Source organism: Rathayibacter sp. AY1A2 (assembly GCF_002930935.1).
Taxonomy (GTDB): Bacteria; Actinomycetota; Actinomycetes; order Actinomycetales; family Microbacteriaceae; genus Rathayibacter.
This window is the reverse complement of sequence record NZ_PSTP01000001.1, coordinates 111,889-135,671: the sequence shown is the minus strand read 5'-3', so window position 1 is coordinate 135,671 and position 23,783 is coordinate 111,889. Positions and strand designations below refer to the sequence as shown.

Sequence of the window (23,783 nt, the reverse complement as noted above, 5' to 3'; positions counted from 1 at the left end):
GGGCGCGTGCACTCGGTGACCGTCGTGGCTCCCTGCTACAACGCGATCGCCCGGCTCGACGGCTTCCTCGCGCGGCTCGCACTCACTCTCGGACCGGGGATGCGGGTCGTCCTCGTCGACGACGCGTCCTCGGACGGCACGGCGGAGGTGCTCGAGAAGTGGGCCGAGGGACGCGAGGACGCCCGGGTCCTGCTCCTCGAGCAGAACGGCGGCGTCGCTGCCGCCCGGAACCGCGCCCTCGACGGCATCGACTCCGAGTTCGTCTGGTTCGTGGACGTCGACGACGAATGGGACACGGAGATCCTCCGGACCCTCACCGCCGAGGCCGAGCGGACGGCGGCCGACGTCGTCGTCTGCCGGGCGCTCTACCGCACCCGGCAGTCGACCTCCGGACGCGTGATCGACGGTCTCGACCGGCGCGAACTGGTCTCGTCCGAACTCGCTCTCGAGCGGATGGCGTCCGGGCGCCTGCACGGCTTCCTCTGGAACAAGCTCTTCCGCCGCGCCGTCCTACAGGAGGAGCTCTTCCCGCGCTTGAGCTCCCAGTCCGACTTCGTCGGTGTGCTGCGGGCGGTCCAGGCGTCGGAACGGGTGCTCTTCGTGCCGGAGATCCTCTACTCCTACATCCACACGGCGTCCTCGATCACCCGTCGGCGCGACCCGGACCTCCGGAACCTCCTGGTCTGCGCCGAGGAGATGCGCGCGGCGCTCGCCCGTACGTTCGAGGAGGTGCCGCGCCCGCTGTCGGACTGGTTCACGACCTGGTTCTACGCCGTCCCCGTCGCACTCACCCCGATCCGCCAGAACTCCGACGCGGCGCTCGTCGAGACCGGCGTCCGGCTCGGGTCCGAGGCGCTGCGCGACGTCCGCGTGCTCCGCTCCGCGCGGTCGCCGCGGCTGCTCGTCCTGGGGCTGGTGCTCAAGCACGTCCCCGCCGCCTTCACGGCGCTCAGCCGGATCCTCTACGCCGTGCACGACACCCGCCGCCGGCTCTCCGATCGGAGGAGCACCCGGTGGACGACGTGACCGTCCCCGTGCAGGCGGCCGCGACCGGCCCCTTCCGCACACCAGCTCCGTTCCCTCCCTCCCGCACCGACCCCCGAGGAGCACCGGCATGACCTCCTACATCACCGGCCGCATCGAGCGGATGCCGGCCAGCATCACCACGCTCGACGAGGCGGCGGAGGCCGTGCTCGAGCTGTCCCGGAGCGGCCGCGACGAGCTGGTCGTCACGCCGAACACCGACCACTTCGTGCGCTGGAAGCACTCCGGCGAGTTCCGGCGGTACTACGGCCGGGCGTCCCTCGTGGTGCTCGACGGGGCGCCTCTGGTCTGGCTGGCCCGCTCGTACGGCCACCGCACGGCGAGCCGCGTGACGGGCATCGACCTCTTCACCGAGGTCTGCCGCCGCGCGGCGCTCGAGGGTGCGCCGGTCGCTCTCATCGGCGGACGCCCCGGAGTCGGCGATCGCGCAGCCGCCGAGCTGCAGCAGCGCTTCGCCGGGCTCCAGGTTCCGGTCGTCGTCTCGCCGGAGCCGGCCGAGCTCGCGGACGACGCCTACCTCGCCCGCCTCTCCTCGACTCTGCGCACGGCCGACGTCCGCATCGTCGCGCTCTGCCTCGGCTCCCCCAAGCAGGAGGAGGTTCGCGAGCGCCTGCTCGTCGTCGGCGGCACGGGAGCGGTGTGCCTCGGCGTCGGCGCCGCCGTGGACTTCCTCGCCGGCGAGATCCCGCGGGCGCCGCTCGTGGTGCAGCGCCTCGGCCTCGAGTGGGCGCACCGGCTCAGCCGGGAGCCCGGCAGGCTCTGGCGGCGCTATCTGGGCGACGCCGTGCGGGTGCTGCCGAGCGTGGTCGCGGCCCTCCGCTACCGGGTGCGCCGTGCCGTCCGCTGAGCACGCGGGCGGCGTCGCCGGCGAGAGGCCGCTGGTCCTGGTCTGGAAGCGCGCGTGGCTGCAGGACTCCGAGACGTTCGTCCGCAATCAGATGCACGGACTCGAGCGCTGGCGCGCCCTCGGAGTGGGCCTCGAGCGCACCGGCTCGGGCGTCCTCCACGACCGCACGGACATCGTCCTGCACGATCCGATCACCCCTCGCGGGCGGCGGTCCCTCCTCCTGCGATGGCTCGGAGTGTCACGACGGCTCGACGCGATCGTCGATGAGCACCGGCCCGCCCTCATCCATGCACACTTCCTCATCGACGCCGTCTCCATCGCCCGGTACGCACGGAGGAGGCGCCTTCCGCTCGTCGTGACGGGGCACGGCTACGACGTGACCAGCTGGCCGCTCGCGACCGGAGCTCCGCGCCTGCTCCGACCCCTCGCCCGAGCTCACCGCGCCCTCGAGGCCCGCACCGTCTTCCGTACCGCGCACGCGGTGATCGGCGTGTCCCGCTTCATCACCGACGGGCTCCTGCGCCTGGGGGCGGACCCGCGGCGCACCGGAGTGGGCTACATCGGCGTCCCGACCTCCCGCCCCGAGGCCGCACCGGCTGCGGAGCGCGCGGGAATCGTCTTCGTCGGACGCCTCACCGACAAGAAGGGCGTTCCGGATCTGCTCGAGGCGGTCGCCGCCCTCCCCGGACCGATCCGGGACGTCCCCCTGACCGTCGTCGGCGACGGCCACCTGCGGGAGGCGCTCGTCGAGCAGGCGGCGCGGCTGGGCCTGCAGGTGACCTTCACCGGCTCCCTGCCCCCCGCCGAGGTCGCCCGCATCCTCGCCGGCGCCGCGGTCTTCTGCGCACCGTCGCGGACCGCGGCGACAGGCGACTCCGAGGGCTTCGGCATGGTCTTCCTCGAGGCCGCGCTCGCAGGCGTCCCCGTCGTCTCGTACCGCCACGGCGGCGTCCCGGAGGCGGTCCAGGACGGCGTCACCGGGCTGCTCGTCCCGGAGGGGGACGTGCCCGGCCTGACCGGGGCGCTCGCCGCCCTGCTCCGGGACCCGGACCGCGCGACGCGGATGGGCGCGGCCGGGCGGGAGCGCGTGCTCGCCTCGTTCGACCTCGCCGAGCGGATCCGCGACCTAGAGGACCTCTACGACCGGACGGCCGGGCGGTCAGCGTCGACGACGGACGGAGATCGCGGATGAGCCGCGCCGAGCACCGCGCCGACGATCCGCGACCTGGCCTCCGTCCGGCCTCCGCCGGGCGGGAAAGGTGAGCCTGCGCCGGAGCACCGTCGACGCGACCGCCTGGACGGCGGTCTCGTTCGCCGTCGCGCTCGTCGTGCAGCTCGGGCAGTTCGCGCTCCTGGCGAGACTGCTGGACCCCTCCGAGATGGGGATCATCGCGATCGTCGCCCTGCTCAACGCGTTCGTCGACATCTTCCTCGGCATGGGGGTCGCCCAGGCGATCATCCAGCGCCGGCGGGCGACCAGCTTCGAGCTCTCGTCGGTCTTCTGGCTCAACCTCTCCGTCGGGCTCCTGGTCACCGTCGCCGTCCTCCTGGGCGCCGCACCGATCGCCTCCCTGCTCGGGTCCGCCGCCGCGGCGCCGGTCCTCACCGTCGCCTCGCTCGTGTTCGTGGGCAGCGCAGCCGGGCAGGTGCCGAGAGCGGTGCTCGAGAAGGGGATCCGGTTCCGAGCGGTCGCCGTGTCCGAGACGATCGCTCTCGTCGGCGGCTTCGCCGTGACGGTCTGCCTCGCGGTCTCGGGCGCAGGGGCGCTCTCCTACGCGTGGGGGCTCGTCGCGACCGCGGCTCTGCGCTCCGTGCTCGCCCTCCTGCAGGCTCGGCGCTGGTTCCGACTGCGGTTCCGGTTCCGGATCCGCGAGACCGCCCGCTTCCTCTCCTTCGGCGTCTTCCAGACCCTCGACGGCATCGTCAACTACCTGGGCTCGAACGCCGGCTCGCTCGCGATCGGCCGCCTGCTCGGACCGGCCCAGCTGGGCGGGTACACCCTGGGATACAACCTCGCCGTGAACCTCCCCGCGAGGGTCAACCCGATCGTGACGCGGGTGATGTTCCCGGTGTTCTCCTCGATCCAGCACGACCGTGAGCGCGTCGCGCGGAACCACCTCCGCGTCACCGCGGTGCTCAGCATGGCGAGCATCCCGCCGCTGATGCTGGTGGCGCTGCGCTCCGAGGAGATCGTGCGACTGTTCTACGGACCCGGCTGGGGCTGGATCGCGGGCATGACGAGCGCACTGACGGTGGTGGGCGCGGTGCGGGCGATCGGCAATCCGGTCGGCTTCATCCTGATGGCGATGGACCGGGTGCGGTTCGGGCTGGTCGTGAACATCGTGAAGACCGCGATCACGGTCCCGATGATCGTCGGCGGGGGAGTGCTGTTCGGACTCGACGGCTTGATCGGCGGGCTGCTGCTCTCGAGCGCTCTCGGCTTCGCCGTCACCTGCGCCGTGCTGCGGGTGGTGCTCGGAGTGCGCCTCGGCGCGTTCCTGCGCGCGTGCGCCGCGGGGCCGCTGCTCGCCGCACCGATGGCGATCGTGCTGCTCCTGCTCCGCCTGCTCCCCGAGGGCGCGCCCCTGCGGCTGCTCCCGGTGGAGCTGGCGCTCGCGGTCCTCGTGCTGGGAGCGACCGCCCTCCTGGCGCCGGGGCGCGACATCGCCGAGGCGCGATCGCTCGTCCTGTCGCGACTGCCCGCCCGGCTCCGGCTCGGCTCCGCCGCCCCGGTCGAGGTCGCCGTGGTGCTGGCCGCCGAGGAGCGCTTCGACGGCAGCGGGGGAGCCGTGGCGACCTGGGTCCGCGAGACGGTGTCCCGGTCCTCGCTCCGGATCGCCGTGCACGCGCCGTGGTCGTCGGCGTCACCGGGTGTGGACGTCCGGCCGCACCGCCTGTACCGGCGGATCTACGCGGTCCAGCGGCGCGCGGCACTCCTCCTGGCGCGTCGGCGCGACAGCGACCCGGGCGCCGAGCTGCGTCGGCTGTCCTTCGGTGGCCGCTTCTGGCTGCTGGTGCTCGCTCCGTCGCTGCGCCGTGTCCCGACGGTCTGGATCCACAACCGCCCCCGCTACGCCGTGCGCCTGCGCCGCCTGGGCTACCGGGGGCGGATCGTCGCACACCTTCACAACGACCTGCTCGATCACCTGCCGCCCGATCCCGCCGCGTCCCGGCGCTACCTCGACGCGGTCGACGAGTGGATCTTCTGCAGCGAGTTCCTGCGCGCCCGGGCGGTCGACCGGTACGGCCTGATCGCCACAGCCGTCCTGTACAACGGGGTCGTCCCTCCGCCCGAGGTCCCGCCGGCGCCGCTCGGCGGTACTGCGGAGGCGGTCTTCGCCGGGAGGCTGGTGGCCGAGAAGGGAGCCCGCGAGGCCGTCGAGATCGTGAAGCGGATGCGGACCGAGCACGGCGCCGATCTGCGGCTGGTCATCGCCGGCGCATCGGGCCTCGGGGACGACGCGACGCCCACCCCGTACGTCCGAGCGCTCGACGAGGCGGTCGCCACCCTGCCCGGCGTCGTGCGCCGGCTCCCGTTCCTCCGGCACGAGGACCTGCTGGAGCTGTTCGGCTCCTCGGCGCTCCTGCTCTACCCCTGCCGCTGGGACGAGCCGTTCGGGATGGTGGTGGTGGAGGCGCTCTCGCGGGGGATCCCCGTCGTGACGGTCGAGCGCGGAGGCCTCCCCGAGATCCTGCGCACCTCCGACGGAGTGGTCGACGGATCCGTCCTCGTCCCGCCGGGCACGGAGGAGGAGGTCGCGGACGCCGTCCTCGCGGAGCTCCCCGCCCTCATCGCCTCGCTGCGCGATCCCCGGCGACGCGCGGAGGTCGCTGCGGCGTCGCGGCGCCGAGCGGCGGACTTCGGCTGGCCGGGCATCGCCCGCCGCGCGGACGAGCTGCTGGCACACCCCCGCGACTGAGGCGGGACCGCCGCGCGCACACGGATCGACGTTCCGCGCCAAGCCCGTCGAGGCTCGTGCCGCGCGATTAGTGTCGGCGCGACATGCCACCTGCATCCCTTCTCCCGCCCGCGTCCGCCGACGCCACCGCCTCTCCCGTGCTGCTCGATCCGCCTCCCGCCCCGGACCGGCGCCCGCGGACGACCCTCCCGCCGCGAGAGGTCGGCCCGTCGTCCCGGAATCGGCGCGCCGCTCCTCCGCTCCGCCAGACGGAGGCCGCCACCGGCACCTCCGCGGAACGGCTCTGACATGGGCCGCCACGCCGACGACGCCCTCCTCCGCCGCCCGACCGCCTCTCGTCCCTCCGTCATCGCCGCGACCCGCGTCACCGACGCTCCGGAGACCCGCGGGCGGCCGTCGCGCGCGACGGCGGATCCCGCTCAGCGGCGGCACGAGCGGATCGTCCTCGTCTTCCTCGCGGTGCTCCTGGCGCTGAGCGTCGTGCAGCTCTACACCCTGGGCCCCGTCACCGCTCCGGTCGCCTGGAGCCTGCTCTTCCTCCCGTACTCCGTGGCTCGGCTGCGCGGCGGGCGGATCGACCGGTTCGTGGTCGTGGTCCTCCTCGTGATCGCCGGCACCCTCTTCGCGCTCACCTACTCCGGAGCACGCGCGGCCGCGCTGCGCGACGTGGTCTCCGTCGTCTCCTTCCTCACTCCGTACCTGGCCGTCCGCGGGCTCGGCGACGGCGCCTGGCGTGTCGTCGGCCGCGCCCTCAACTGGGCGGCGCCCGTGTTCCTCCTCCAGGTGACGCTCACGATCCTCTTCCAGCTCGATCCCGTGCAGGAGACCGCCTACCTCCGGTGGCCGGACGCGGTGCTGTTCTCCGACATCTACGTGCGGGACATCTTCACGACGTCCTTCAACAACGTCCTGCAGGAGAAGTCGGGAGGGTTCTTCCTCAACGGCAACATCGCCTCGATGTACATGGCCACGACCGGCGCGCTGGCCTTCGCCGTCTGGAGACGGCAGCGGGGGAGGCTCCTCCTGCTCGTCGCCGTCGCCGGGCTGGTCGGCGCCCTCTTCACGCTGTCCAAGACCGCGATCGTCCTCGCGATCGTCCTGCCCCTGCTGGTCGCCGCGATCCGCGGACTCAAGGGACGCAGCCTCGGTCCGGTCGCCTGGATGATCACCATCCCCTCCGGGATCACGGCCGTGTACGCCGTCGCCGTGTCCTTCCCTCAGCTGGCGGAGGCGGGCCTGCTCACGCTCGGGGCCCGCGGCGACTTCCTGCGCCTGGCTGCGAGTGCGTTCCCCGACAACTGGCTGCTGGGGCTGGGGTACGGCGGATGGCAGGAGCTGTGGCTGGCGCGCGGGTCGCAGTTCACCCAGCACAGCGAGCCGCGCCCGCCTCACAACCTCCTCGTCACCGCGTGGACCAACGGCGGGCTCCTGATCGCGCTCCCCGTCCTCGCGTTCCTCCTCCTCGCCACCGTCGCCGTCGTGCGCCTGCTCCTCCGGGTCGCCCGGAACGAGGCCGTCGCCGTCGGGGCGCTCGCCGTCGCCGTCCTCTGGACGTTCCTGCACGGGATGGCCGACAACACCACCTGGTTCGGCGATCAGCACTCGCTCGCGACGCTCGCCGTCTCCGTGGCGCTCGTGGGCGTCCTGTCGGCGGAGGCGCCCGCCACGCCGGGCCGAGTGCCTCACGGAAGCGCTCCGGCGGCCTCGGCCGGCGCGGGTCGGGCGCCGCTGCGACGGCCGCCGAGCCCCGGCCTCGGGCGGCGCTGACGCGACCGCCGCGCCGCAGCCGGTCCGGACACGGACCGCGCCGGTATCATCGACCCGTTATGGCACGCATCTACGACTGCTCCGTCGACACGGACCTCCTTACCGGCACCCGTCTCGCGCGGACGGCCATCGGCCGCGGCGAGCTCGTGGTGATCCCCACCGACACCGTCTACGGCGTCGCGGCCAACGCGTTCGACGCCGCCGCGGTCCAGCGCCTGCTCGACGCGAAGGGACGGACGAGGCAGTCGCCGCCGCCCGTCCTGATCGGGGACGTGGCCGCCCTCGACGCCCTCGCCGAGAACGTGCCGGAGGCGGTGCGCGACCTCGCGCGCGAGTTCTGGCCCGGCGGGCTCACCGTCGTCCTGCACGCCCAGCCCTCACTCGTCTGGGACCTGGGCGAGACGCGCGGGACCGTGGCGCTGCGCATGCCGGACAACCCGGTGACGATCGAGCTCCTCGCCGAGACCGGCCCGCTGGCGGTCTCCTCCGCCAATCGCACGGGGCAGCCCTCGGCCACGACCGCACAGGAGGCGTTCGACCAGCTCGGCGACTCCGTCGACGTCTATCTCGACGCCGGCGCCGCCGGATCGCGCTACAGCGACCGCCCCGCGGGCGCCAGCGAGTCCTCGACGATCGTCGACGCGACAGCGCTGAGCTTCGAGGGCGGCACCCTGCGCATCCTGCGCCAGGGCGTCGTGTCGGCCGAGCGGATCCGCGAGGTCGTCGGAGACCTGCTGCCGGATCCGGACGCGCCTCGTGCCGAGACGTCGGAGCCCGACGCCTCCACGGCCGGCGCGGCGCAGGCCGGGTACCAGCAGGAGCCCGCCGAGACCGCGACCGGCAGCGACCCGTACGCCTTCGAGCGGACCCCGACCGCGCGCCCCGACTGGGCCTCCGGCGCCCGCCTGCAGGACGACTCCGCGCCCGGCGACTCCGCGCCCGTCGATTCCGCCGATGCGCCGGACACGGGCTCGTCGAGCACGAACGCGCCGACGCCCGGCACCGGCGCCGCCCGCACCGACTCCGCTCCGGGTGAGTAACCGGTGATCACCTTCGCCCTCGTCTCGCTCGCGGTTGCGCTCGTGACCGGAGCGCTGTCGTGGGTCATCTGGAAGCTGAGCCTGAAGTACCGGCTCTACCCGAAGATCCGCGTCAGGGACATGCACACGCGGCCGACCCCCCGCCTGGGCGGCATCGCGATGTTCCTCGGGATCCTCGTCGGCTTCGGCATCGCCTCCCAGCTGCCCTACTTCCGGCTGGTGTTCGCCAATCCCGAGCCGATCCTCGCGATCCTCGGCGCGAGCCTGCTCATCGTCCTCATCGGCGTCGCCGACGACATCTGGGACCTGGACTGGACCACGAAGCTGGCCGGTCAGCTGATCGCCGCGGGCCTGATCGCCTGGAAGGGCGTGCAGATCGTCTCCCTGCCGATCGGCGGCCTGACCGTCGGCTCGCCGTGGATGTCGCTGATCATCACCGTGCTCGCGATCGTCCTGGTCACCAACGCTCTCAACTTCATCGACGGCCTCGACGGCCTCGTGGCGGGCGTCGCCCTGATCGCCAACGGCGTCTTCTTCCTCTACAGCTACCTGCTGGTGCAGCAGACCTCGCCCACCGACTACTTCAACCTGGCCTCGCTCATCGCGGTCCTGCTGGTCGGCGCCTGCGCCGGATTCCTCCCCATCAACTGGCGTCCGGCGCGGATGTTCATGGGCGACAGCGGCGCACTGCTGATCGGGATGCTGATGGCCACCTCCGCGATCGCGGTCACCGGCCAGATCGACCCGGCCCAGCTCGCGGCGAAGGAGCTCCTGCCCGCGTTCATCCCGATCATCCTGCCGTTCGCGATCCTCGTGGTGCCGCTGATGGACTTCGGCCTCGCCGTGATCCGGCGCCTGCGCGCGGGCAAATCGCCGTTCAGCGCCGACCGGAAGCACCTGCACCACCGCCTGCTCGACATGGGGCACTCCCACCTGCACGCCGTGCTGATCTTCTACGCGTGGACCGCCGTCGTCGCCGTCAGCTGCCTGCTGATGTTCGTGGTCGACGTGCTGTGGGTCCCGCTCGTCTTCCTCGGAGTCGGTCTGCTGGTCTGCACCGTCGTCACGCTCGCCCCGCTCAGCCGCCGCAAGCGGCTCGAGGCGGCGGCGCAGTCCGCGGAGGCCTCACCCGTCCTCGACCCCCTCGACCGCGCGTCCTCGACGGAGCTGATCCGTCCGCCGGCCGGACTCCCGATCGACCGGGACACGACAGCGCCGACCACGGCGCGGAAGGAAGCATCATGACCGGAGCCTCCCCGGCCACCCCCCGTCCGCAGCCCGCGTCCGTCCCCGTCCTGCGCCGTGCGCTGGTCGTGGGCGGCCTCTTCGTGCTCGCCCTGGCCGTTCTCGGCACCGTCGTCGGCGGGATCGCCGCCGGGGGAGAGGGCGCGATCGGAGCCCTCCTCGGCGCGATCGTCGGCGGCGTGATGGTGCTCCTCACCGCCGCGAGCATCCTCGTCGCCAACCGCCTCGACATCGGCGGGTTCTTCGCCGTCGTCCTCGGCACGTGGCTCGCCAAGTTCGTGCTGTTCGTGATCGCCGCCCTGGTCCTGCGCGATCAGCCGTGGCTGAACAGCACCGCGATGTTCGTCACGATCATCGTCGCCGTCCTGGGGTCCCTGGTGATCGACGTCCTCGTCGTCTCGCGCTCGCGCATGCCGAACGTCAGCGACATCGCTCGATGAGGACGAGCCGAACGGTTCCTGAGAGGACCACGATTCGGCTCTCAGGCCGTTCTGTTGCTACAGTAGGGACGAATCCCGCAGGCGAACGTGTCCTCAGATCGTCTCATCGTTGATGGCGGTCGTCGAGCACGATCGCCGTCCGAGCGGAAAACCCCACCTTTCGTCGTCGCGAGAGCGTTGCGTCCGAATGATTCGATTCGGTCGGCTGCAACGTGCCACGCCCCGAATTCCAGGAGCTAGCGCTGTTTGCTAACGCTGTGACCCTGTTGGTCTCGTCCTCGACCGGTGAGAGTGACTTCCACACCCCGTCGATCTCCGAGTTCTTCCCGCCCGGTTTCCTCTTCGAGGGAACCCCTTTCGAGATCAACCGCGTCATGCTGGTCCGCTTCATCGCGGTCATCGCACTGATGCTGTTCTTCTGGCTCGGGACGCGCAAGCTGCGCCTCGTCCCCGGCCGCTTCCAGAACGTCGTCGAGCTCGCGTTCGACTTCGTCCGCGTCACCATCGCCAAGGACATCCTCGGCGAGAAGGACGCGCGCCGGTTCCTCCCGATCCTCGTGACGATCTTCTTCGCGATCATCTCGATGAACCTGACCGGCATCGTCCCGTTCCTGAACATCGCGGGGACCTCCGTGGTGGGCATGCCGCTCTTCCTCGGCCTGGTCGCCTACGTGACGTTCATCTACGCGGGCATCAAGGACCGGGGGATGGGCTTCTTCAAGAACGCCCTGTTCCCGCCCGGAGCGCCGTTCCTGATCTACTTCATCCTCACGCCGATCGAGCTGCTGCAGACGTTCATCATCCGTCCGCTCTCGCTCGCACTGCGGCTCGTGATGAACATGATCGTCGGCCACCTCCTGCTGGTGCTGTGCTTCTCGGCCACGCAGTTCTTCCTCTTCAGCTCCCAGATCGACCCGGGCTTCAAGCTCTTCGGCGTCGTGACCTTCGCCTTCGGCGGTGCGTTCACGCTCTTCGAGCTCCTCGTCGCCGTGCTGCAGGCCTACATCTTCACCCTCCTCGCTGCGGTCTACATCCAGTTGGCCGTCGCCGAGGAGCACTGACCCCACTACTCACGGGCTCCCGCCCGTTCTCACGATCACCCCACTGAAAGGACCCACTCGTGGACTCAGTCACCGTTCTCGCCGAACTCACCGGCAACATCGCGACGGTCGGTTACGGCCTCGCAGCGATCGGCCCCGGCATCGGTGTCGGCATCGTCGCGGGCAAGACCGTCGAGGCCATGGCGCGCCAGCCCGAGATGGCCGGCCGCCTCCAGACCACGATGTTCCTCGGCATCGCGTTCACCGAGGTGCTCGCGCTCATCGGCCTCGCCACCTACTTCATCTTCGCGGCGTAGTCGTGTTCAGCACCGCTGTGAACATCGCTGCGGAAGAAGGTGACGTCCCCGCGGTCATTCTGATCCCGGAGTTCTACGACTTCTTCTGGTCGGGGGTGATCTTCCTCATCCTGCTGTTCTTCTTCTGGAGGCTGGTCCTGCCGCGCCTGCAGAAGATGCTCGACGCGCGCTCCGCCGCGATCGAGGGGAACATCGCGAAGGCCGACGAGGCCCAGCGACAGGCCGAGGCCGCCCTCGAGAAGTACACCGCCCAGCTGGCCGAGGCCCGCGCCGAGGCCGGAGTGATCCGCGAGAAGGCGAACGCCGACGGCAACGCGATCGTGGCGGCGAAGAAGGAGCAGGCGCAGGTCGAGGCCGAGCGCATCCTCCACAACGCGCACGCCCAGATCGAGGCGGACCGTCAGGCCGCCGTGGTCTCGCTCCGCTCCGAAGTCGGAACCCTCGCCATCGACCTCGCCTCCGGCGTGATCGGCGAGAGCCTCAACGACGACGCGAAGGCGTCCGCGATCGTGGACCGCTTCCTCGCCGACCTCGAGGCCTCGGAGAAGGCGAACAACTGATGGGCAGCGCGTCCAGGCAGGCACTCGCATCGGCGAAGGCGGAGCTCTCCGCCCTCGCCGGTCAGGCGTCCCTCGACACGGCCCAGCAGCTCTTCGAGGCCGCACGGGTCATCGACGGCCAGGCGCAGCTGCGCGCGGCCCTCGCCGACCCGAGCGCCGACTCGAGCAGCAAGCAGGCTCTCGTCGCCCGCGTGTTCGGTCCCTTCGGCGAGCCGGCCAAGCGCCTGCTCACCGTGATCGTCGGCCACCGCTGGTCGAGCCCGAGCGACATGGTCGCCGGGGTCGAGGAGGTCGGGGTCCGCGCGATCGCGTCCTCCGCTCCGGAGGGCGTCAACCTCGAGAAGGAGCTCCACTCCTTCGGCGAGGTCGTCGCCTCCGACGCCCAGCTCGAGCTCGCGCTCGGCAGCAAGCTCGCCGCCGCCGACTCGAAGGTCGCGCTCGTGCAGCGCCTCCTCGAGGGCAAGGCCGCGGCCGAGACGCTGGCGATCCTCCGACAGCTGATCGCGCACCCGCGCGGTCGACGCATCCCGGAGCTCGTCCGCTTCGCAGCCGGCGTGGTCGCCGACCAGGGCGGGTTCATCCTCGCCACGGTCTCGGTCGCCGCACCGATCGCCCCCGAGCAGCTCGACCGGCTCCGCTCGGCGCTCACGCGCCAGTACAGCCGACCGGTCTCCGTCAACGTCGTGGTCGATCCCTCCCTCCTGGGCGGGATGCGCCTGCACGTCGGCGACGAGGTCATCGACGGAACCGTCTCCGCACGGCTGTCCGACCTGAAGCTCCAGCTCGCGTCCTGACGGGCGCACGTATCCTCAGAGGGCACTGCCCTCGACCCCCGCACCATCCAGGTCAGGCCCCGACGACCTCTTCGGCTCGCACGGACCCAACGAATAGGAATTCCCATGGCAGATATCACCATCAGCCCGGATGAGATCCGCGACGCGCTGAAGGACTTCGTCTCGTCGTACGAGCCGGGCAAGGCCTCCACCACCGAGGTCGGCTACGTCATCGACGCCGCCGACGGCATCGCCCACGTCGAGGGCCTCCCCGGCGTCATGGCCAACGAGCTCATCCGCTTCTCCAACGGCGTCCTGGGCCTGGCCCAGAACCTCGACGAGAACGAGATCGGCGTCGTCGTCCTCGGCGAGTTCTCCGGCATCGAGGAGGGCATGGAGGTCACCCGCACCGGCGAGGTCCTCTCGGTCCCCGTCGGCGACGGCTACCTCGGCCGCGTCGTCGACCCGCTCGGCAACCCGATCGACGGACTCGGCGAGATCGCCTCCGAGGGCCGCCGCGCCCTCGAGCTCCAGGCTCCCGGTGTCATGTCGCGCAAGTCGGTCCACGAGCCGCTGCAGACCGGCATCAAGGCCATCGACGCGATGATCCCGGTCGGCCGTGGCCAGCGCCAGCTCATCATCGGGGACCGCCAGACCGGCAAGACGGCCATCGCGATCGACACGATCATCAACCAGAAGGCCAACTGGGAGTCGGGCGACACGAACAAGCAGGTCCGCTGCATCTACGTCGCCATCGGCCAGAAGGGCTCGACCATCGCCTCGGTGAAGGGCGCGCTCGAGGACGCCGGAGCGATGGAGTACACGACCATCGTCGCGTCCCCGGCCTCCGACCCCGCCGGCTTCAAGTACCTCGCCCCCTACACGGGCTCGGCCATCGGCCAGCACTGGATGTACGGCGGCAAGCACGTCCTGATCATCTTCGACGACCTGTCGAAGCAGGCCGAGGCCTACCGCGCCGTGTCGCTCCTCCTGCGCCGCCCGCCGGGACGCGAGGCGTACCCGGGTGACGTCTTCTACCTGCACTCCCGTCTGCTGGAGCGCTGCGCGAAGCTGTCCGACGAGCTCGGCGCCGGCTCGATGACCGGTCTCCCGATCATCGAGACCAAGGCGAACGATGTCTCGGCCTACATCCCGACCAACGTGATCTCGATCACCGACGGCCAGATCTTCCTCCAGTCCGACCTCTTCAACGCCAACCAGCGTCCCGCGGTCGACGTGGGCATCTCGGTCTCGCGGGTCGGCGGCGACGCGCAGGTCAAGTCGATCAAGAAGGTCTCCGGCACGCTGAAGCTCGAGCTGGCGCAGTACCGCTCGCTCGAGGCCTTCGCGATGTTCGCCTCCGACCTCGACGCCGCCTCGCGCCGTCAGCTCGCCCGCGGCGCCCGCCTCACCGAGCTGCTCAAGCAGCCGCAGTACTCGCCGTACCCCGTCGAGGAGCAGGTCGTCTCGATCTGGGCCGGAACGAACGGCAAGCTCGACGAGGTCCCGGTCCCCGACGTGCTGCGCTTCGAGCGCGAGCTCCTGGACTACCTGGGCCGCAACACCCAGGTGCTGAACACCCTCCGCGACACCAACGTGCTCTCCGACGACACCGTCGCCGAGCTCAACCGTGCCGTCGACGGCTTCAAGCTGGAGTTCCAGACCGGTGAGGGCAAGCCGCTCGCCTCGGTCGGGCGCGAGGAGCACCAGGCCATCGCGGCCGACGAGGTCGGCCAGGAGAAGATCGTCAAGGGCCGTCGCTGACCAGCGGCACCCCGACGATTCGCCACTTTTAGGACAACAGGAGACACATGGGAGCGCAACTCCGGGTCTACCGGTCGAAGATCCGCTCGGCCCAGACGACCAAGAAGATCACTCGGGCCATGGAGCTGATCTCGGCCTCGCGCATCCAGAAGGCGCAGAACCGCGTCGCTGCCGCGGCGCCGTACTCGAACGCGATCACGCGCGCCGTGTCCGCTGTCGCGACCTACTCGAACGTGGAGCACCCGCTCACGACCGAGCGCGAGAAGCTGGACACGGCCGCGATCGTGATCTTCACCTCCGACCGCGGCCTCGCCGGCGCGTTCTCCTCGAGCGTGCTCAAGGAGGCCGAGGAGCTGGCCGCGCTGCTGCGCAGCGAGGGCAAGGAGGTCGTCTTCTACCTGGTCGGCCGCAAGGCGAACGCGTACTTCTCGTTCCGGAAGCGGGCCAGCGTCCGCGTCTGGACGGGCGGCACCGACCAGCCCGTGTTCGAGACGGCGAAGGAGATCGCGGACGCGGTCGTCGAGTCGTACAACCTCGATGACGAGGAGGGCGGCGTGGACGAGATCCACCTCGTCTACAACCGCTTCGTCAGCATGGTCACCCAGCAGCCGACCGTCGTCCGGCTGCTGCCGCTCGAGGTCGTCGAGGGCGCCGAGGAGCAGAACAGCGAGCTGTACCCGCTCTACGAGTTCGAGCCCGACCCCGAGACGGTCCTCGACCGCCTCCTGCCCGTGTACGTCGAGAGCCGCATCTTCAACGCGATGCTGCAGTCGGCGGCCTCGGAGCACGCGGCACGTCAGAAGGCCATGAAGTCGGCGAGCGACAACGCGGACACGCTGATCAAGACCTACACGCGTCTCGCCAACAACGCCCGCCAGACCGAGATCACGCAGCAGATCGCCGAGATCGTCGGCGGCGCCGACGCCCTGTCCTCCTCCAAGTAAGAGGGCTCCGCTCCACACAGTTTCGACTCCGCCCTCCGGGAGCGGTGAGACCACAGAAGGAAGTAGCAATGACACTGACCGCACCTGAGGCGGCGACCGGGACGTCGGGCGGGGCCATCGGCCGCATCGCCCGCGTCACCGGCCCCGTCGTTGACATCGAGTTCCCCCACGACGCGATCCCCGAGGTCTACAACGCGCTCTACACGCACGTCGAGGTCGAGGGCGTCTCGAGCAAGCTGACCTTCGAGGTCGCGCAGCACCTGGGCGACGACCTCGTCCGGGCCATCTCCCTGAACCCCACCGACGGACTCGTCCGCGGCCAGGAGGTCCACGACACCGGCCTGCCGATCTCGGTCCCGGTCGGCGACGTGACCAAGGGCAAGGTCTTCAACGTGATCGGCGAGGTGCTCAACGCCGACGCCGACGGGAAGATCAACGGCGAGTCGTTCGAGATCACCGAGCGCTGGCCGATCCACCGCAAGCCCCCGCAGTTCGACCAGCTCGAGTCCAAGACCGAGCTGTTCGAGACCGGCATCAAGGTCATCGACCTGCTCACTCCGTACGTGCAGGGCGGTAAGATCGGCCTGTTCGGCGGCGCGGGCGTCGGCAAGACCGTCCTCATCCAGGAGATGATCCAGCGCGTCGCGCAGGACCACGGTGGAGTGTCCGTGTTCGCCGGCGTCGGCGAGCGCACCCGTGAGGGCAACGACCTCATCGCCGAGATGGAGGAGGCGGGCGTCTTCGACAAGACCGCGCTCGTCTTCGGCCAGATGGACGAGCCGCCGGGAACGCGTCTGCGCGTCGCCCTGTCGGCACTGACCATGGCGGAGTACTTCCGCGATGTGCAGAAGCAGGACGTGCTGCTCTTCATCGACAACATCTTCCGCTTCACGCAGGCCGGCTCGGAGGTGTCGACCCTCCTGGGCCGCATGCCCTCCGCGGTGGGCTACCAGCCGAACCTCGCCGACGAGATGGGTGTGCTCCAGGAGCGCATCACCTCGACGCGCGGACACTCGATCACCTCGCTGCAGGCGATCTACGTCCCCGCCGACGACTACACCGACCCGGCGCCGGCGACCACCTTCGCCCACCTCGACGCGACCACCGAGCTCTCCCGTGAGATCGCGTCGAAGGGCCTCTACCCGGCCGTCGACCCGCTCACGTCCACCTCGCGCATCCTCGACCCCCGCTACCTGGGCGCCGACCACTACCGCGTGGCGACGAACGTGAAGCAGATCCTGCAGAAGAACAAGGAGCTGCAGGAGATCATCGCGATCCTCGGTGTCGACGAGCTGTCGGAGGAGGACAAGATCACGGTGTCGCGTGCGCGCCGGATCCAGCAGTTCCTCTCGCAGAACACCTACATGGCGAAGAAGTTCACGGGTGTCGAGGGCTCGACCGTCCCGCTGAAGGACACGATCGAGTCGTTCGACGCGATCACCAAGGGCGAGTTCGACCACGTGGCCGAGCAGGCGTTCTTCAACGTCGGCTCGATCTCGGACGTCGAGGAGAAGTGGACCCAGATCCAGAAGGAGAACGGCTGATCATGGCCGGGACCCTGAAGGTCAGCGTCGTGTCCGCGAACGCCGAGGTGTGGTCCGGAGAGGCGAAGCAGCTCACGGCTCGCACCGTCGAGGGCGAGATCGGCATCCTCGCCGGCCACGAGCCGATGCTCGCGATCCTCGCCACCGGCGAGGTGCGCGTCACGGCCCTGGACGGCACGCGTCTCACCGCGCAGGCCGACGACGGCTTCCTGTCCGTCGAGAACGACGTGGTGACCGTGGTCGCCCGTCAGGCATCGCTGGTCTAGTACACCGCCGCTCACCGCGGCACGGAGGGGCCGGACGATCATCGCGATCGTCCGGCCCCTTCGTCGTGCCGCCCGTCCCTCTTCTCCGAAGGAGTCCTGTGCACGTCCTGCTGCCACCGTCCGAGACGAAGCGCGACGGCGGCGACGAGCCGTTCGTGCTCGAGTCGCTCGCCTTCCCCGAGCTCCACGCGAAGCGGCGCGAGCTGGCGGAGGCGCTGATCGCGCTGGCCGGGGACCGCGAGCTCTCGGCCCGGGCGCTGAAGCTCGGTCCGCGTCAGCTCGGCGAGATCGATCGCAACGCGGCGCTCGCGACCGCGGCAGGCCTCCCCGCGGTCGACCGCTTCGACGGGGTGCTCTTCGATGCGCTCGACGCGCGCAGCCTCGATCCCGGTGCACGGGAGGTGCTCGGTCGGACGGCGATCGTGCAGTCCGCGCTCTGGGGGCCGATCCGCGCCCTCGACCTGATCCCTGCATACCGTCTGTCCCACGACTCCCGTGTGCCGGGGAGGCCGCTCAAACGCTGGTGGGCGCCGGAGGCCGGGCGGGTGCTGAGCGCGCTCGACGGGCTCGTCCTCGATCTGCGGAGCGAGGCGTACGCGGCGCTCGGACCGGTTCCTGCGGGCGAGGGGCGGTTCTTCGTCCGCGTCCGCTCGCGCGGGGCCGACGGCGCCCTCCGGTCGCTGAACCACTTCAACAAGCAGGGCAAGGGGCGCTTCGTCAGGGCGCTGGCGGAGGACCGGGTGGCGACGGAGTCGCTCGGCGAGCTCTCGGCGTGGGCGGCCGGGCGCGGGTTCCTGCTCGCCGAGAACCGGCACACGGGAGAGCTCGACCTCGTCGTGCCGGAGTCGTAGGCGTCAGCGTCGGCGCCAGCAGCCGGTGAGGTGGTCGTCGACGACTCCCGCCGACTGCATCAGCGCGTACGCGGTGGTCGGTCCGACGAAGCGGAGCCCGGCGGCCTTCAGCGCTCGCGCGAGCGCCGTCGACCCGGGCGTCGTCGCAGGGACGTCGGCGGCTCGAACCACCCGGTCCTCGACGTCCGGATCATGGAAGGACCACACGAGCTCGTCGAGCGCGCCCTCGCCTCTCTGCTCGAGGAGCGCGAGCACGGCCCGGGCGTTGTCCCGGGTGGCGATGATCTTCGCGCGGTTCCGGATGATGCCGCTGTCCTCCATCAGCCGCTCGACATCGGTGTCGTCGTACCGGGCGACCCGGGCCGGATCGAAGCCGTCGAAGGCCTCGCGGAACCTCGGCCGCTTGCGGAGGATCGTGATCCAGGAGAGGCCGGACTGGAACGCCTCGAGGGAGATCTTCTCGAACAGCGGGCGATCTCCGTGCAGCGGGGTGCCCCATTCCTCGTCGTGGTAGCGGCGGTACTCCGGATCCGTGCCGCTCCAGGCGCAGCGGACCAGGCCGTCCTCTCCCTCGATGAGTCCGTCGGCCGTGCTCATCGGTGGGCGATCCCCTCGTGATCGAGAAGCCAGGCTTTCGTGGCGACGCCCTCGCCCGCGCTGAAGCCGGTGATCCGTCCGTCGCTCGCGAGGACGCGGTGGCAGCCCACGATGATCGGCACCGGGTTCGCACCGACCGCTCCGCCGATGGGCCGGCCCGCTCGGGGGCGACCGGCGGCCGTGCCCAGTGCGCCGTAGGAGGTGATCTCCCCGAAGCCCAGAGCCTGGAGCCGCTGCCAGATCTCGAGCTGGAAGGGCGTGCCGCGCAGAGCGACCGGCAGATCGAAAGAGCGGCGGGTCCCGTCGAAGTACTCGTCCAGCTGCTCGACGGCCCGCAGGAGCACCGGGAGGTCCGACTCCGGGAGGTGCTCGTGCGGGAGCAGACCGGCCTGCTCGATGGCGAGCGAGACGATCGCATCGCCGTCGCTGCCCACCTCGATGCGGCCGAGGGGGCTCGTCGTCCGTCGGACGTGAAGGGGAGTCGTTCTCATGCGTCGAGAGTATCCGCGGGACTCCCCACCGACCGGCGGGAATCGGACACCGGTGCAGAACTCGGCCGATCGGTCCCTGTGGAGGGATTCCTGGGGGCCGGAGGGCGCCATCCGTGCGCCGGCGATTCGGTGTCGATGGGACCTCTCCCTCCACAGGCGGCGATCTCGAGATCCTTCCGATGATCCCGAGGGCCGTCGCTCCCGGCGGGTGCGAGGGTCGGCAGGATCGCAGCATGACCTCCTCAGCGATCTTCCTCCACCCCGCTCCCGCCTCGCGTGTCCCGGCCTCACCCGACGACGCCGCCCTGTTCCACGCCGCTCACGGATCCCAGCGGGGTGCGGCCGAGGCGAGCCTCGTGCTCGTCCCGTTCCGGGCCGGAGCGCCGAGCGGCTCGCTCCGCTTCGAGCTGTCGGGGGCGGATCCGTCCCTGATCGCGCGGGCCAGCCTCGGTGCGCTCGGCCGGTTCGGGCGGGTGCAGCGAGCACTCGCGCTGGTGCATCCCGGCGAGGCGGGTCCGGAGTCGTGCGAGGGACTCGTCGCCGCCCTCGAGGAGCGTGCGCGCCGGCTCCCCGGCCTCGCCCTCCGCGTCGCCGTGCTCCCGTCGTCCGGCCGCGACGACGGGCTCGAGGCCGGCGACCGGGACGACCCGCGAGCGGCGGCCGCCGCGGTCGACCGTCTCCTCGACCGCCACCCGCGGGCCGAACTGCCCGACGTGCTGTTGCACGGTGTCGACGACCTCGTCCGGCGAGCTCTCGCCGGTCCCGATCCCGAGGTCCGGCCGGCGGGCCTGGCTGCGCTCGTCGTGGCCGTGCAGCGCAGCCGCGGTGCGGACCGCGTGCTGCGGTCGGCGCGGAGCGGTGACCCCGGCGCGTCGGGAGCGCTCGCCCCGCTGCTCCGCCGTGCCGCCGTCGTCGCACCCGCGAGTGAGCGAGCCGGAGTGCTCGTCCTCCTCGCCCGGATCCTGGCCGGTGAGGGCCGTGCCGACGAGGCCGGACGGCTCGCCGACGAGGCCGTCGCTCTCGATCCGCACCACGCAGGTGCGCGCCGAGTCGCGGCCGCACTCGCCGCCGATCGTCGGGAGCGCGCCGCGTGAGGGCGCTAGAGCCGCGACCAGGCCTCGGTGAGCACGCTCCGGAGGATCTGCTCGATCTCGTCGAACTCGCGCGGGCCGATGGTGAGCGGCGGCGCGAGCTGGACGACGGGATCGCCGCGGTCGTCCGCCCGGCAGTACAGCCCCGCGTCGAAGAGCCCCTTCGAGAGGAATCCGCGCAGCAGCCGCTCCGACTCGTCCTCGTCGAACGTCTCCTTCGTCGCCTTGTCCTTCACCAGCTCGATGCCGAAGAAGTAGCCGTCGCCCCGGACGTCGCCGACGATCGGCAGGTCGAGCAGCTTCTCGAGCGTGGACCGGAAGACGGGCGAGTTCTCTCGCACGCGCTCGTTCAAGCCCTCCTCCTCGAAGATGTCGAGGTTCTCGAGCGCGACCGCGGCCGAGACGGGGTGGCCGCCGAAGGTGTAGCCGTGCGGGAAGACGACCTGACCGTGGCGGAAGGGCTCGTAGATCCGATCGCTGACGATCGTCGCGCCGATGGGGGAGTAGCCGCTGGTCATCCCCTTCGCGCAGGTGATCATGTCCGGCACGTAGCCGTACTCGTCGCAGGCGAACATGTGCCCGATGCGGCCGAACGCGCAGATCACCTCATCGGACACCAGCAGCACGTCGTGCTTGTCGCAGATCTCGCGGACCCTCTGGAAGTACCCGGGAGGGGGCGGGAAGCAGCCGCCCGAGTTCTGCACGGGCTCCAGGAACACGGCGGCCACCGTGTCCGGCCCCTCGAACTCGATCATCTCCTCGATGCGGTTCGCCGCCCACAGGCCGAACGCCTCCAGGTCGTCGCCGTGCTCGGGAGCCCGGTAGAAGTTGGTGTTGGGGACACGGAAGCCGCCCGGCACCAGCGGTTCGAACATCGACTTCATCCCGGGGATGCCCGTGATCGCGAGCGCTCCCTGGGGAGTGCCGTGATACGCGACCGAGCGCGAGACGACCTTGTGCTTGCCCGGCTTGCCCTGCAGCTTCCAGTAGTGCTTGGCGAGCTTGAAAGCCGTCTCCACAGCCTCGCCGCCGCCGGTCGAGAAGAAGACCCGGTTCAGGTCGCCCGGCGCGTGGTCGGCGAGCCGGTCGGCCAGCTCGATCGCCGAGGGGGTCGCGTAGGACCAGAGCGGGAAGAAGGAGAGCTCGGACGCCTGCTTCGCCGCGGCCTCCGCCAGTCGGCGCCGCCCGTGTCCCGCATTGACGACGAAGAGGCCGGACAGGCCGTCGAAGTACTTGCGCCCGGTGCTGTCCCAGATGTGGTGTCCCTCGCCGCGAGTGATGATCGGCACGCCCGCGCCCGAGTCCATCGTCGACTGACGGGTGAAGTGCATCCAGAGGTGGTCCTTCGCCTTCTTCTGCAGGGAGGCGTCGTCGATCCCCCCTGGCGCGTCGGTCCCGCGGACGGGATCGCCCGACTCGAGGCCGGAGGTCGAGAAGGCTGTCTCGGTGGTCATCTTTTACCGCGTTCCCCAGTTGTAGAACTGCTTGTGGAGCTTCAGATAGACGAAGGTCTCGGTCGAGAGCACGCCGGGAAGCGACCGGATCTCCTGGTTGAGCAGGGCGATCAGATCGTCGTCGTTCTCGCACACGACCTCGGCGAGGATGTCGAAGGAGCCGGCTGTCAGCACGACGTAGTCGACGGCGGGGATGGAGGCGAGCCGGTCCGCGACGTCGCGGGTGTCGCCGGTGACGCGCACACCGATCATCGCCTGGCGGTAGAAGCCGAGCTGCATCGGATCCGTCACCGCGACGATCTGCATGACGCCCGACTCCGTGAGCTTCTGCACCCGCTGCCGGACGGCCGCCTCGCTCAGGCCCACGGCCTTGCCGATCTCGGCGTACGAGCGCCGACCGTCCGCCTGCAGCTGCTCGATGATCGCCTTCGACACCTCGTCGAGCTGGACAGGACGCTGAGAGGGTGGGCGAGACGGGGCCATGCGGCGATTCTGGCAGTCCACGGGGGCCCGGGCAAGTGGATCCGCACGTCGGAGCTCGCTCCGGCATCGGATCCGGTGGTCTAAGCGTGGTCCCGTCTGCGCGACGGACATCGGGCGACAGCGATGGCGGCCGGCTCGGCGGAGGGCCGTCAGCGACTACCATCGGGAGGCGGCCGGGCACCCCTGGAGCCGGCGGTCACGGGCCGTCGGACCGGACGGGCGCGGGCCACGGGGATGCGAGGAGCAGCGATGACGCAGATCGGCCGCAGCCGCGCGTCCGTCACCGTCCCCGTCTCCGCCTGGAGCTCCGACGCGCCCTCGGCCGAAGTGACCCTCGGCTGGGCCGCGCGCACCGAGACCGGCCACGTGCGCAGCGCGAACGAGGACAGCTACCTCGCCAAGAGCCCGCTCTTCGCTGTCGCCGACGGGATGGGCGGGCACGCGGCAGGAGAGGTCGCCAGCGACGCGGTCGTGTCGCGCCTGTCCACCGCGGCGCTCGGCGCGACCGTCGGAGCGGAGGAGATCGACCGGGCGCTTCGGGAGGCGGTCGGGGACATCGCCCGGCAGTCGCACACGGCCGACGTCGGCACCGGGACCACGGTCACCGGGATCGCGCTCACGGTGGTCGGGGGAGAGCCCTACTGGTCCGTCTTCAACATCGGCGACTCGCGCGTGTACCTGAGCGTCGCCGGGACCCTCGTGCAGCTCACCGTGGACCACTCCATCGTCCAGGAGCTGGTCGACGCGGGCCTGATCTCCCGCGACGAGGCCGACGTGCATCCGCACAGCAACGTGATCACCCGCGCGGTCGGCTTCCACGAGGCGCCCGTCCCCGACTACCGGCTCGTGCCCGTCCTCGCCGGATCGCGTCTGCTGATCTGCTCGGACGGACTCACGAAGGAGCTGACCGATGCCGGCGTCGGCCACCTGCTCAGCGGCACCGGCTCCGCTCAGGAGGCGGCCGACGCCCTGGTCGACGCCGCGCTGGACAACGGCGGGCGCGACAACGTCACCGTGATCGTCGTCGACGTCCTCGCGGTCACCGGCGACGAGGAGGCCGGCGCACCGGTCTGACGAGCAGCGCTCCGGCATGGGACGGCCGCGGTGGCGGTGCCGCCGGACCGCCCGCACGCGCCGAACGGCCGTACGACGGTCCTGCGCCTGCCGGTTCGCGTCGGGTTCGGCCGGCTCGGGGCTCCCCGCGCCGGCGCTGGGTACGATGGTGAGCGGAAGGGCGTTCTCGGTGATCTGCAGCACGTGTGGCTCCAACCTCGCTCCCGGGGCGATCCTCTGCGGCGAGTGCGG

At 70.9% G+C, this 23,783-nt stretch carries 23 protein-coding genes; 19 read left to right on the top strand and 4 right to left on the bottom strand.

Features of this window, described 5'->3' with window-relative positions:
* The first annotated feature begins 6 nt into the window (after nucleotides 1-6).
* The 17 genes from C5B93_RS00620 (at nucleotide 7) to C5B93_RS00540 (ending at nucleotide 18,362) form a co-directional block, all read left to right on the top strand.
* Nucleotides 7-1,026 carry a glycosyltransferase family 2 protein gene (locus C5B93_RS00620; RefSeq protein WP_181068287.1) on the top strand — a complete coding sequence of 340 codons (1,020 nt, stop codon included), beginning with the start codon at nucleotides 7-9 and terminating at the stop codon, nucleotides 1,024-1,026.
* Nucleotides 1,027-1,114: 88 nt separating this feature from the next.
* A complete protein-coding gene (locus C5B93_RS00615; protein ID WP_104291524.1) occupies nucleotides 1,115-1,891 on the top strand; it encodes a WecB/TagA/CpsF family glycosyltransferase in 777 nt (258 codons plus the stop codon).
* Entirely contained in the window at nucleotides 1,878-3,083 is a 1,206-nt protein-coding gene (locus C5B93_RS00610) for a glycosyltransferase (RefSeq protein ID WP_104291523.1), read from the top strand. Before C5B93_RS00615 ends, C5B93_RS00610 begins: the two co-directional genes overlap by 14 nt.
* A gap of 67 nt (nucleotides 3,084-3,150) precedes the next feature.
* A complete protein-coding gene (locus tag C5B93_RS00605) occupies nucleotides 3,151-5,811 on the top strand; it encodes an MOP flippase family protein (protein ID WP_104291522.1) in 2,661 nt (886 codons plus the stop codon).
* A 288-nt stretch (nucleotides 5,812-6,099) separates the two neighbouring features.
* Nucleotides 6,100-7,578, top strand: coding sequence for an O-antigen ligase (locus C5B93_RS00600; RefSeq protein ID WP_104291521.1), 1,479 nt, complete (start codon nucleotides 6,100-6,102; stop codon nucleotides 7,576-7,578).
* A 59-nt stretch (nucleotides 7,579-7,637) separates the two neighbouring features.
* On the top strand, nucleotides 7,638-8,618 hold the full coding sequence (locus C5B93_RS00595; RefSeq protein WP_146078398.1) for an L-threonylcarbamoyladenylate synthase: 981 nt from the start codon (nucleotides 7,638-7,640) through the stop codon (nucleotides 8,616-8,618).
* Between the two features lie 3 nt (nucleotides 8,619-8,621).
* Complete coding sequence (locus C5B93_RS00590; protein WP_181068286.1) at nucleotides 8,622-9,863, top strand: MraY family glycosyltransferase; 1,242 nt, start codon at nucleotides 8,622-8,624, stop codon at nucleotides 9,861-9,863.
* On the top strand, nucleotides 9,860-10,303 hold the full coding sequence (locus C5B93_RS00585; protein ID WP_104223021.1) for a hypothetical protein: 444 nt from the start codon (nucleotides 9,860-9,862) through the stop codon (nucleotides 10,301-10,303). Before C5B93_RS00590 ends, C5B93_RS00585 begins: the two co-directional genes overlap by 4 nt.
* Nucleotides 10,304-10,560: 257 nt before the next feature.
* Nucleotides 10,561-11,364, top strand: coding sequence for a F0F1 ATP synthase subunit A (gene atpB / locus C5B93_RS00580; RefSeq protein ID WP_068254016.1), 804 nt, complete (start codon nucleotides 10,561-10,563; stop codon nucleotides 11,362-11,364).
* A gap of 59 nt (nucleotides 11,365-11,423) precedes the next feature.
* Complete coding sequence (locus tag C5B93_RS00575) at nucleotides 11,424-11,660, top strand: ATP synthase F0 subunit C (RefSeq protein WP_055794702.1); 237 nt, start codon at nucleotides 11,424-11,426, stop codon at nucleotides 11,658-11,660.
* 2 nt (nucleotides 11,661-11,662) lie between these two features.
* Nucleotides 11,663-12,220: a F0F1 ATP synthase subunit B gene (locus C5B93_RS00570; protein ID WP_244229449.1), complete on the top strand. Its 558-nt coding sequence runs from the start codon at nucleotides 11,663-11,665 to the stop codon at nucleotides 12,218-12,220.
* Nucleotides 12,220-13,014, top strand: coding sequence for a F0F1 ATP synthase subunit delta (locus C5B93_RS00565; RefSeq protein ID WP_104232703.1), 795 nt, complete (start codon nucleotides 12,220-12,222; stop codon nucleotides 13,012-13,014). Before C5B93_RS00570 ends, C5B93_RS00565 begins: the two co-directional genes overlap by 1 nt.
* Before the next feature lie 105 nt (nucleotides 13,015-13,119).
* Nucleotides 13,120-14,757, top strand: coding sequence for a F0F1 ATP synthase subunit alpha (gene atpA / locus C5B93_RS00560; protein ID WP_104223023.1), 1,638 nt, complete (start codon nucleotides 13,120-13,122; stop codon nucleotides 14,755-14,757).
* Between the two features lie 47 nt (nucleotides 14,758-14,804).
* Entirely contained in the window at nucleotides 14,805-15,701 is an 897-nt protein-coding gene (locus tag C5B93_RS00555) for a F0F1 ATP synthase subunit gamma (RefSeq protein ID WP_104223024.1), read from the top strand.
* Nucleotides 15,702-15,769: 68 nt separating this feature from the next.
* Entirely contained in the window at nucleotides 15,770-17,245 is a 1,476-nt protein-coding gene (gene atpD / locus C5B93_RS00550; protein ID WP_104223025.1) for a F0F1 ATP synthase subunit beta, read from the top strand.
* 2 nt (nucleotides 17,246-17,247) lie between these two features.
* Nucleotides 17,248-17,511 (top strand): F0F1 ATP synthase subunit epsilon, encoded by a 264-nt coding sequence (locus tag C5B93_RS00545; RefSeq protein WP_104223026.1) that lies wholly within the window; start codon nucleotides 17,248-17,250, stop codon nucleotides 17,509-17,511.
* Between the two features lie 98 nt (nucleotides 17,512-17,609).
* Nucleotides 17,610-18,362: a YaaA family protein gene (locus tag C5B93_RS00540; RefSeq protein ID WP_104291520.1), complete on the top strand. Its 753-nt coding sequence runs from the start codon at nucleotides 17,610-17,612 to the stop codon at nucleotides 18,360-18,362.
* A gap of 3 nt (nucleotides 18,363-18,365) precedes the next feature.
* Here C5B93_RS00540 and C5B93_RS00535 read toward each other — a convergent pair whose 3' ends face one another.
* Nucleotides 18,366-18,959: a DNA-3-methyladenine glycosylase I gene (locus C5B93_RS00535; RefSeq protein ID WP_104291519.1), complete on the bottom strand. Its 594-nt coding sequence runs from the start codon at nucleotides 18,957-18,959 to the stop codon at nucleotides 18,366-18,368.
* The gene (locus tag C5B93_RS00530; RefSeq protein WP_104291518.1) at nucleotides 18,956-19,450 is read right to left on the bottom strand and encodes a methylated-DNA--[protein]-cysteine S-methyltransferase; all 495 of its coding nucleotides are present in this window, start codon (nucleotides 19,448-19,450) and stop codon (nucleotides 18,956-18,958) included. Before C5B93_RS00530 ends, C5B93_RS00535 begins: the two co-directional genes overlap by 4 nt.
* A 233-nt stretch (nucleotides 19,451-19,683) precedes the next feature.
* Here C5B93_RS00530 and C5B93_RS00525 point away from each other — a divergent pair, with 233 nt between their 5' ends.
* The gene (locus C5B93_RS00525; RefSeq protein ID WP_104291517.1) at nucleotides 19,684-20,544 is read left to right on the top strand and encodes a hypothetical protein; all 861 of its coding nucleotides are present in this window, start codon (nucleotides 19,684-19,686) and stop codon (nucleotides 20,542-20,544) included.
* Between the two features lie 5 nt (nucleotides 20,545-20,549).
* Here the strand turns inward: C5B93_RS00525 and C5B93_RS00520 are convergent, their stop codons facing one another.
* Both C5B93_RS00520 and C5B93_RS00515 read right to left on the bottom strand, forming a co-directional pair.
* On the bottom strand, nucleotides 20,550-21,995 hold the full coding sequence (locus C5B93_RS00520; protein WP_104223031.1) for an aspartate aminotransferase family protein: 1,446 nt from the start codon (nucleotides 21,993-21,995) through the stop codon (nucleotides 20,550-20,552).
* Between the two features lie 3 nt (nucleotides 21,996-21,998).
* Entirely contained in the window at nucleotides 21,999-22,478 is a 480-nt protein-coding gene (locus C5B93_RS00515) for an Lrp/AsnC family transcriptional regulator (protein WP_104223032.1), read from the bottom strand.
* A 249-nt stretch (nucleotides 22,479-22,727) separates the two neighbouring features.
* On the opposite strand from C5B93_RS00515, the gene C5B93_RS00510 reads away from it, so the two are divergent.
* Nucleotides 22,728-23,552 (top strand): PP2C family serine/threonine-protein phosphatase, encoded by an 825-nt coding sequence (locus C5B93_RS00510; protein WP_104225583.1) that lies wholly within the window; start codon nucleotides 22,728-22,730, stop codon nucleotides 23,550-23,552.
* The last annotated feature ends 231 nt before the right edge of the window (nucleotides 23,553-23,783 follow it).

Bases quoted from the DNA above. Each gene is read 5' to 3' on its own strand.
- C5B93_RS00530 (WP_104291518.1), bottom strand. From the start codon at position 19,450: ATGAGAACGACTCCCCTTCACGTCCGACGGACGACGAGCCCCCTCGGC.
- C5B93_RS00600 (WP_104291521.1), top strand. From the start codon at position 6,100: ATGGGCCGCCACGCCGACGACGCCCTCCTCCGCCGCCCGACCGCCTCT.
- C5B93_RS00585 (WP_104223021.1), top strand. From the start codon at position 9,860: ATGACCGGAGCCTCCCCGGCCACCCCCCGTCCGCAGCCCGCGTCCGTC.
- C5B93_RS00595 (WP_146078398.1), top strand. From the start codon at position 7,638: ATGGCACGCATCTACGACTGCTCCGTCGACACGGACCTCCTTACCGGC.
- C5B93_RS00510 (WP_104225583.1), top strand. From the start codon at position 22,728: ATGACGCAGATCGGCCGCAGCCGCGCGTCCGTCACCGTCCCCGTCTCC.
- C5B93_RS00565 (WP_104232703.1), top strand. From the start codon at position 12,220: ATGGGCAGCGCGTCCAGGCAGGCACTCGCATCGGCGAAGGCGGAGCTC.
- C5B93_RS00515 (WP_104223032.1), bottom strand. From the start codon at position 22,478: ATGGCCCCGTCTCGCCCACCCTCTCAGCGTCCTGTCCAGCTCGACGAG.
- atpA (WP_104223023.1), top strand. From the start codon at position 13,120: ATGGCAGATATCACCATCAGCCCGGATGAGATCCGCGACGCGCTGAAG.
- atpD (WP_104223025.1), top strand. From the start codon at position 15,770: ATGACACTGACCGCACCTGAGGCGGCGACCGGGACGTCGGGCGGGGCC.
- C5B93_RS00555 (WP_104223024.1), top strand. From the start codon at position 14,805: ATGGGAGCGCAACTCCGGGTCTACCGGTCGAAGATCCGCTCGGCCCAG.
- C5B93_RS00545 (WP_104223026.1), top strand. From the start codon at position 17,248: ATGGCCGGGACCCTGAAGGTCAGCGTCGTGTCCGCGAACGCCGAGGTG.
- C5B93_RS00520 (WP_104223031.1), bottom strand. From the start codon at position 21,995: ATGACCACCGAGACAGCCTTCTCGACCTCCGGCCTCGAGTCGGGCGAT.
- C5B93_RS00525 (WP_104291517.1), top strand. From the start codon at position 19,684: ATGACCTCCTCAGCGATCTTCCTCCACCCCGCTCCCGCCTCGCGTGTC.
- C5B93_RS00615 (WP_104291524.1), top strand. From the start codon at position 1,115: ATGACCTCCTACATCACCGGCCGCATCGAGCGGATGCCGGCCAGCATC.
- C5B93_RS00535 (WP_104291519.1), bottom strand. From the start codon at position 18,959: ATGAGCACGGCCGACGGACTCATCGAGGGAGAGGACGGCCTGGTCCGC.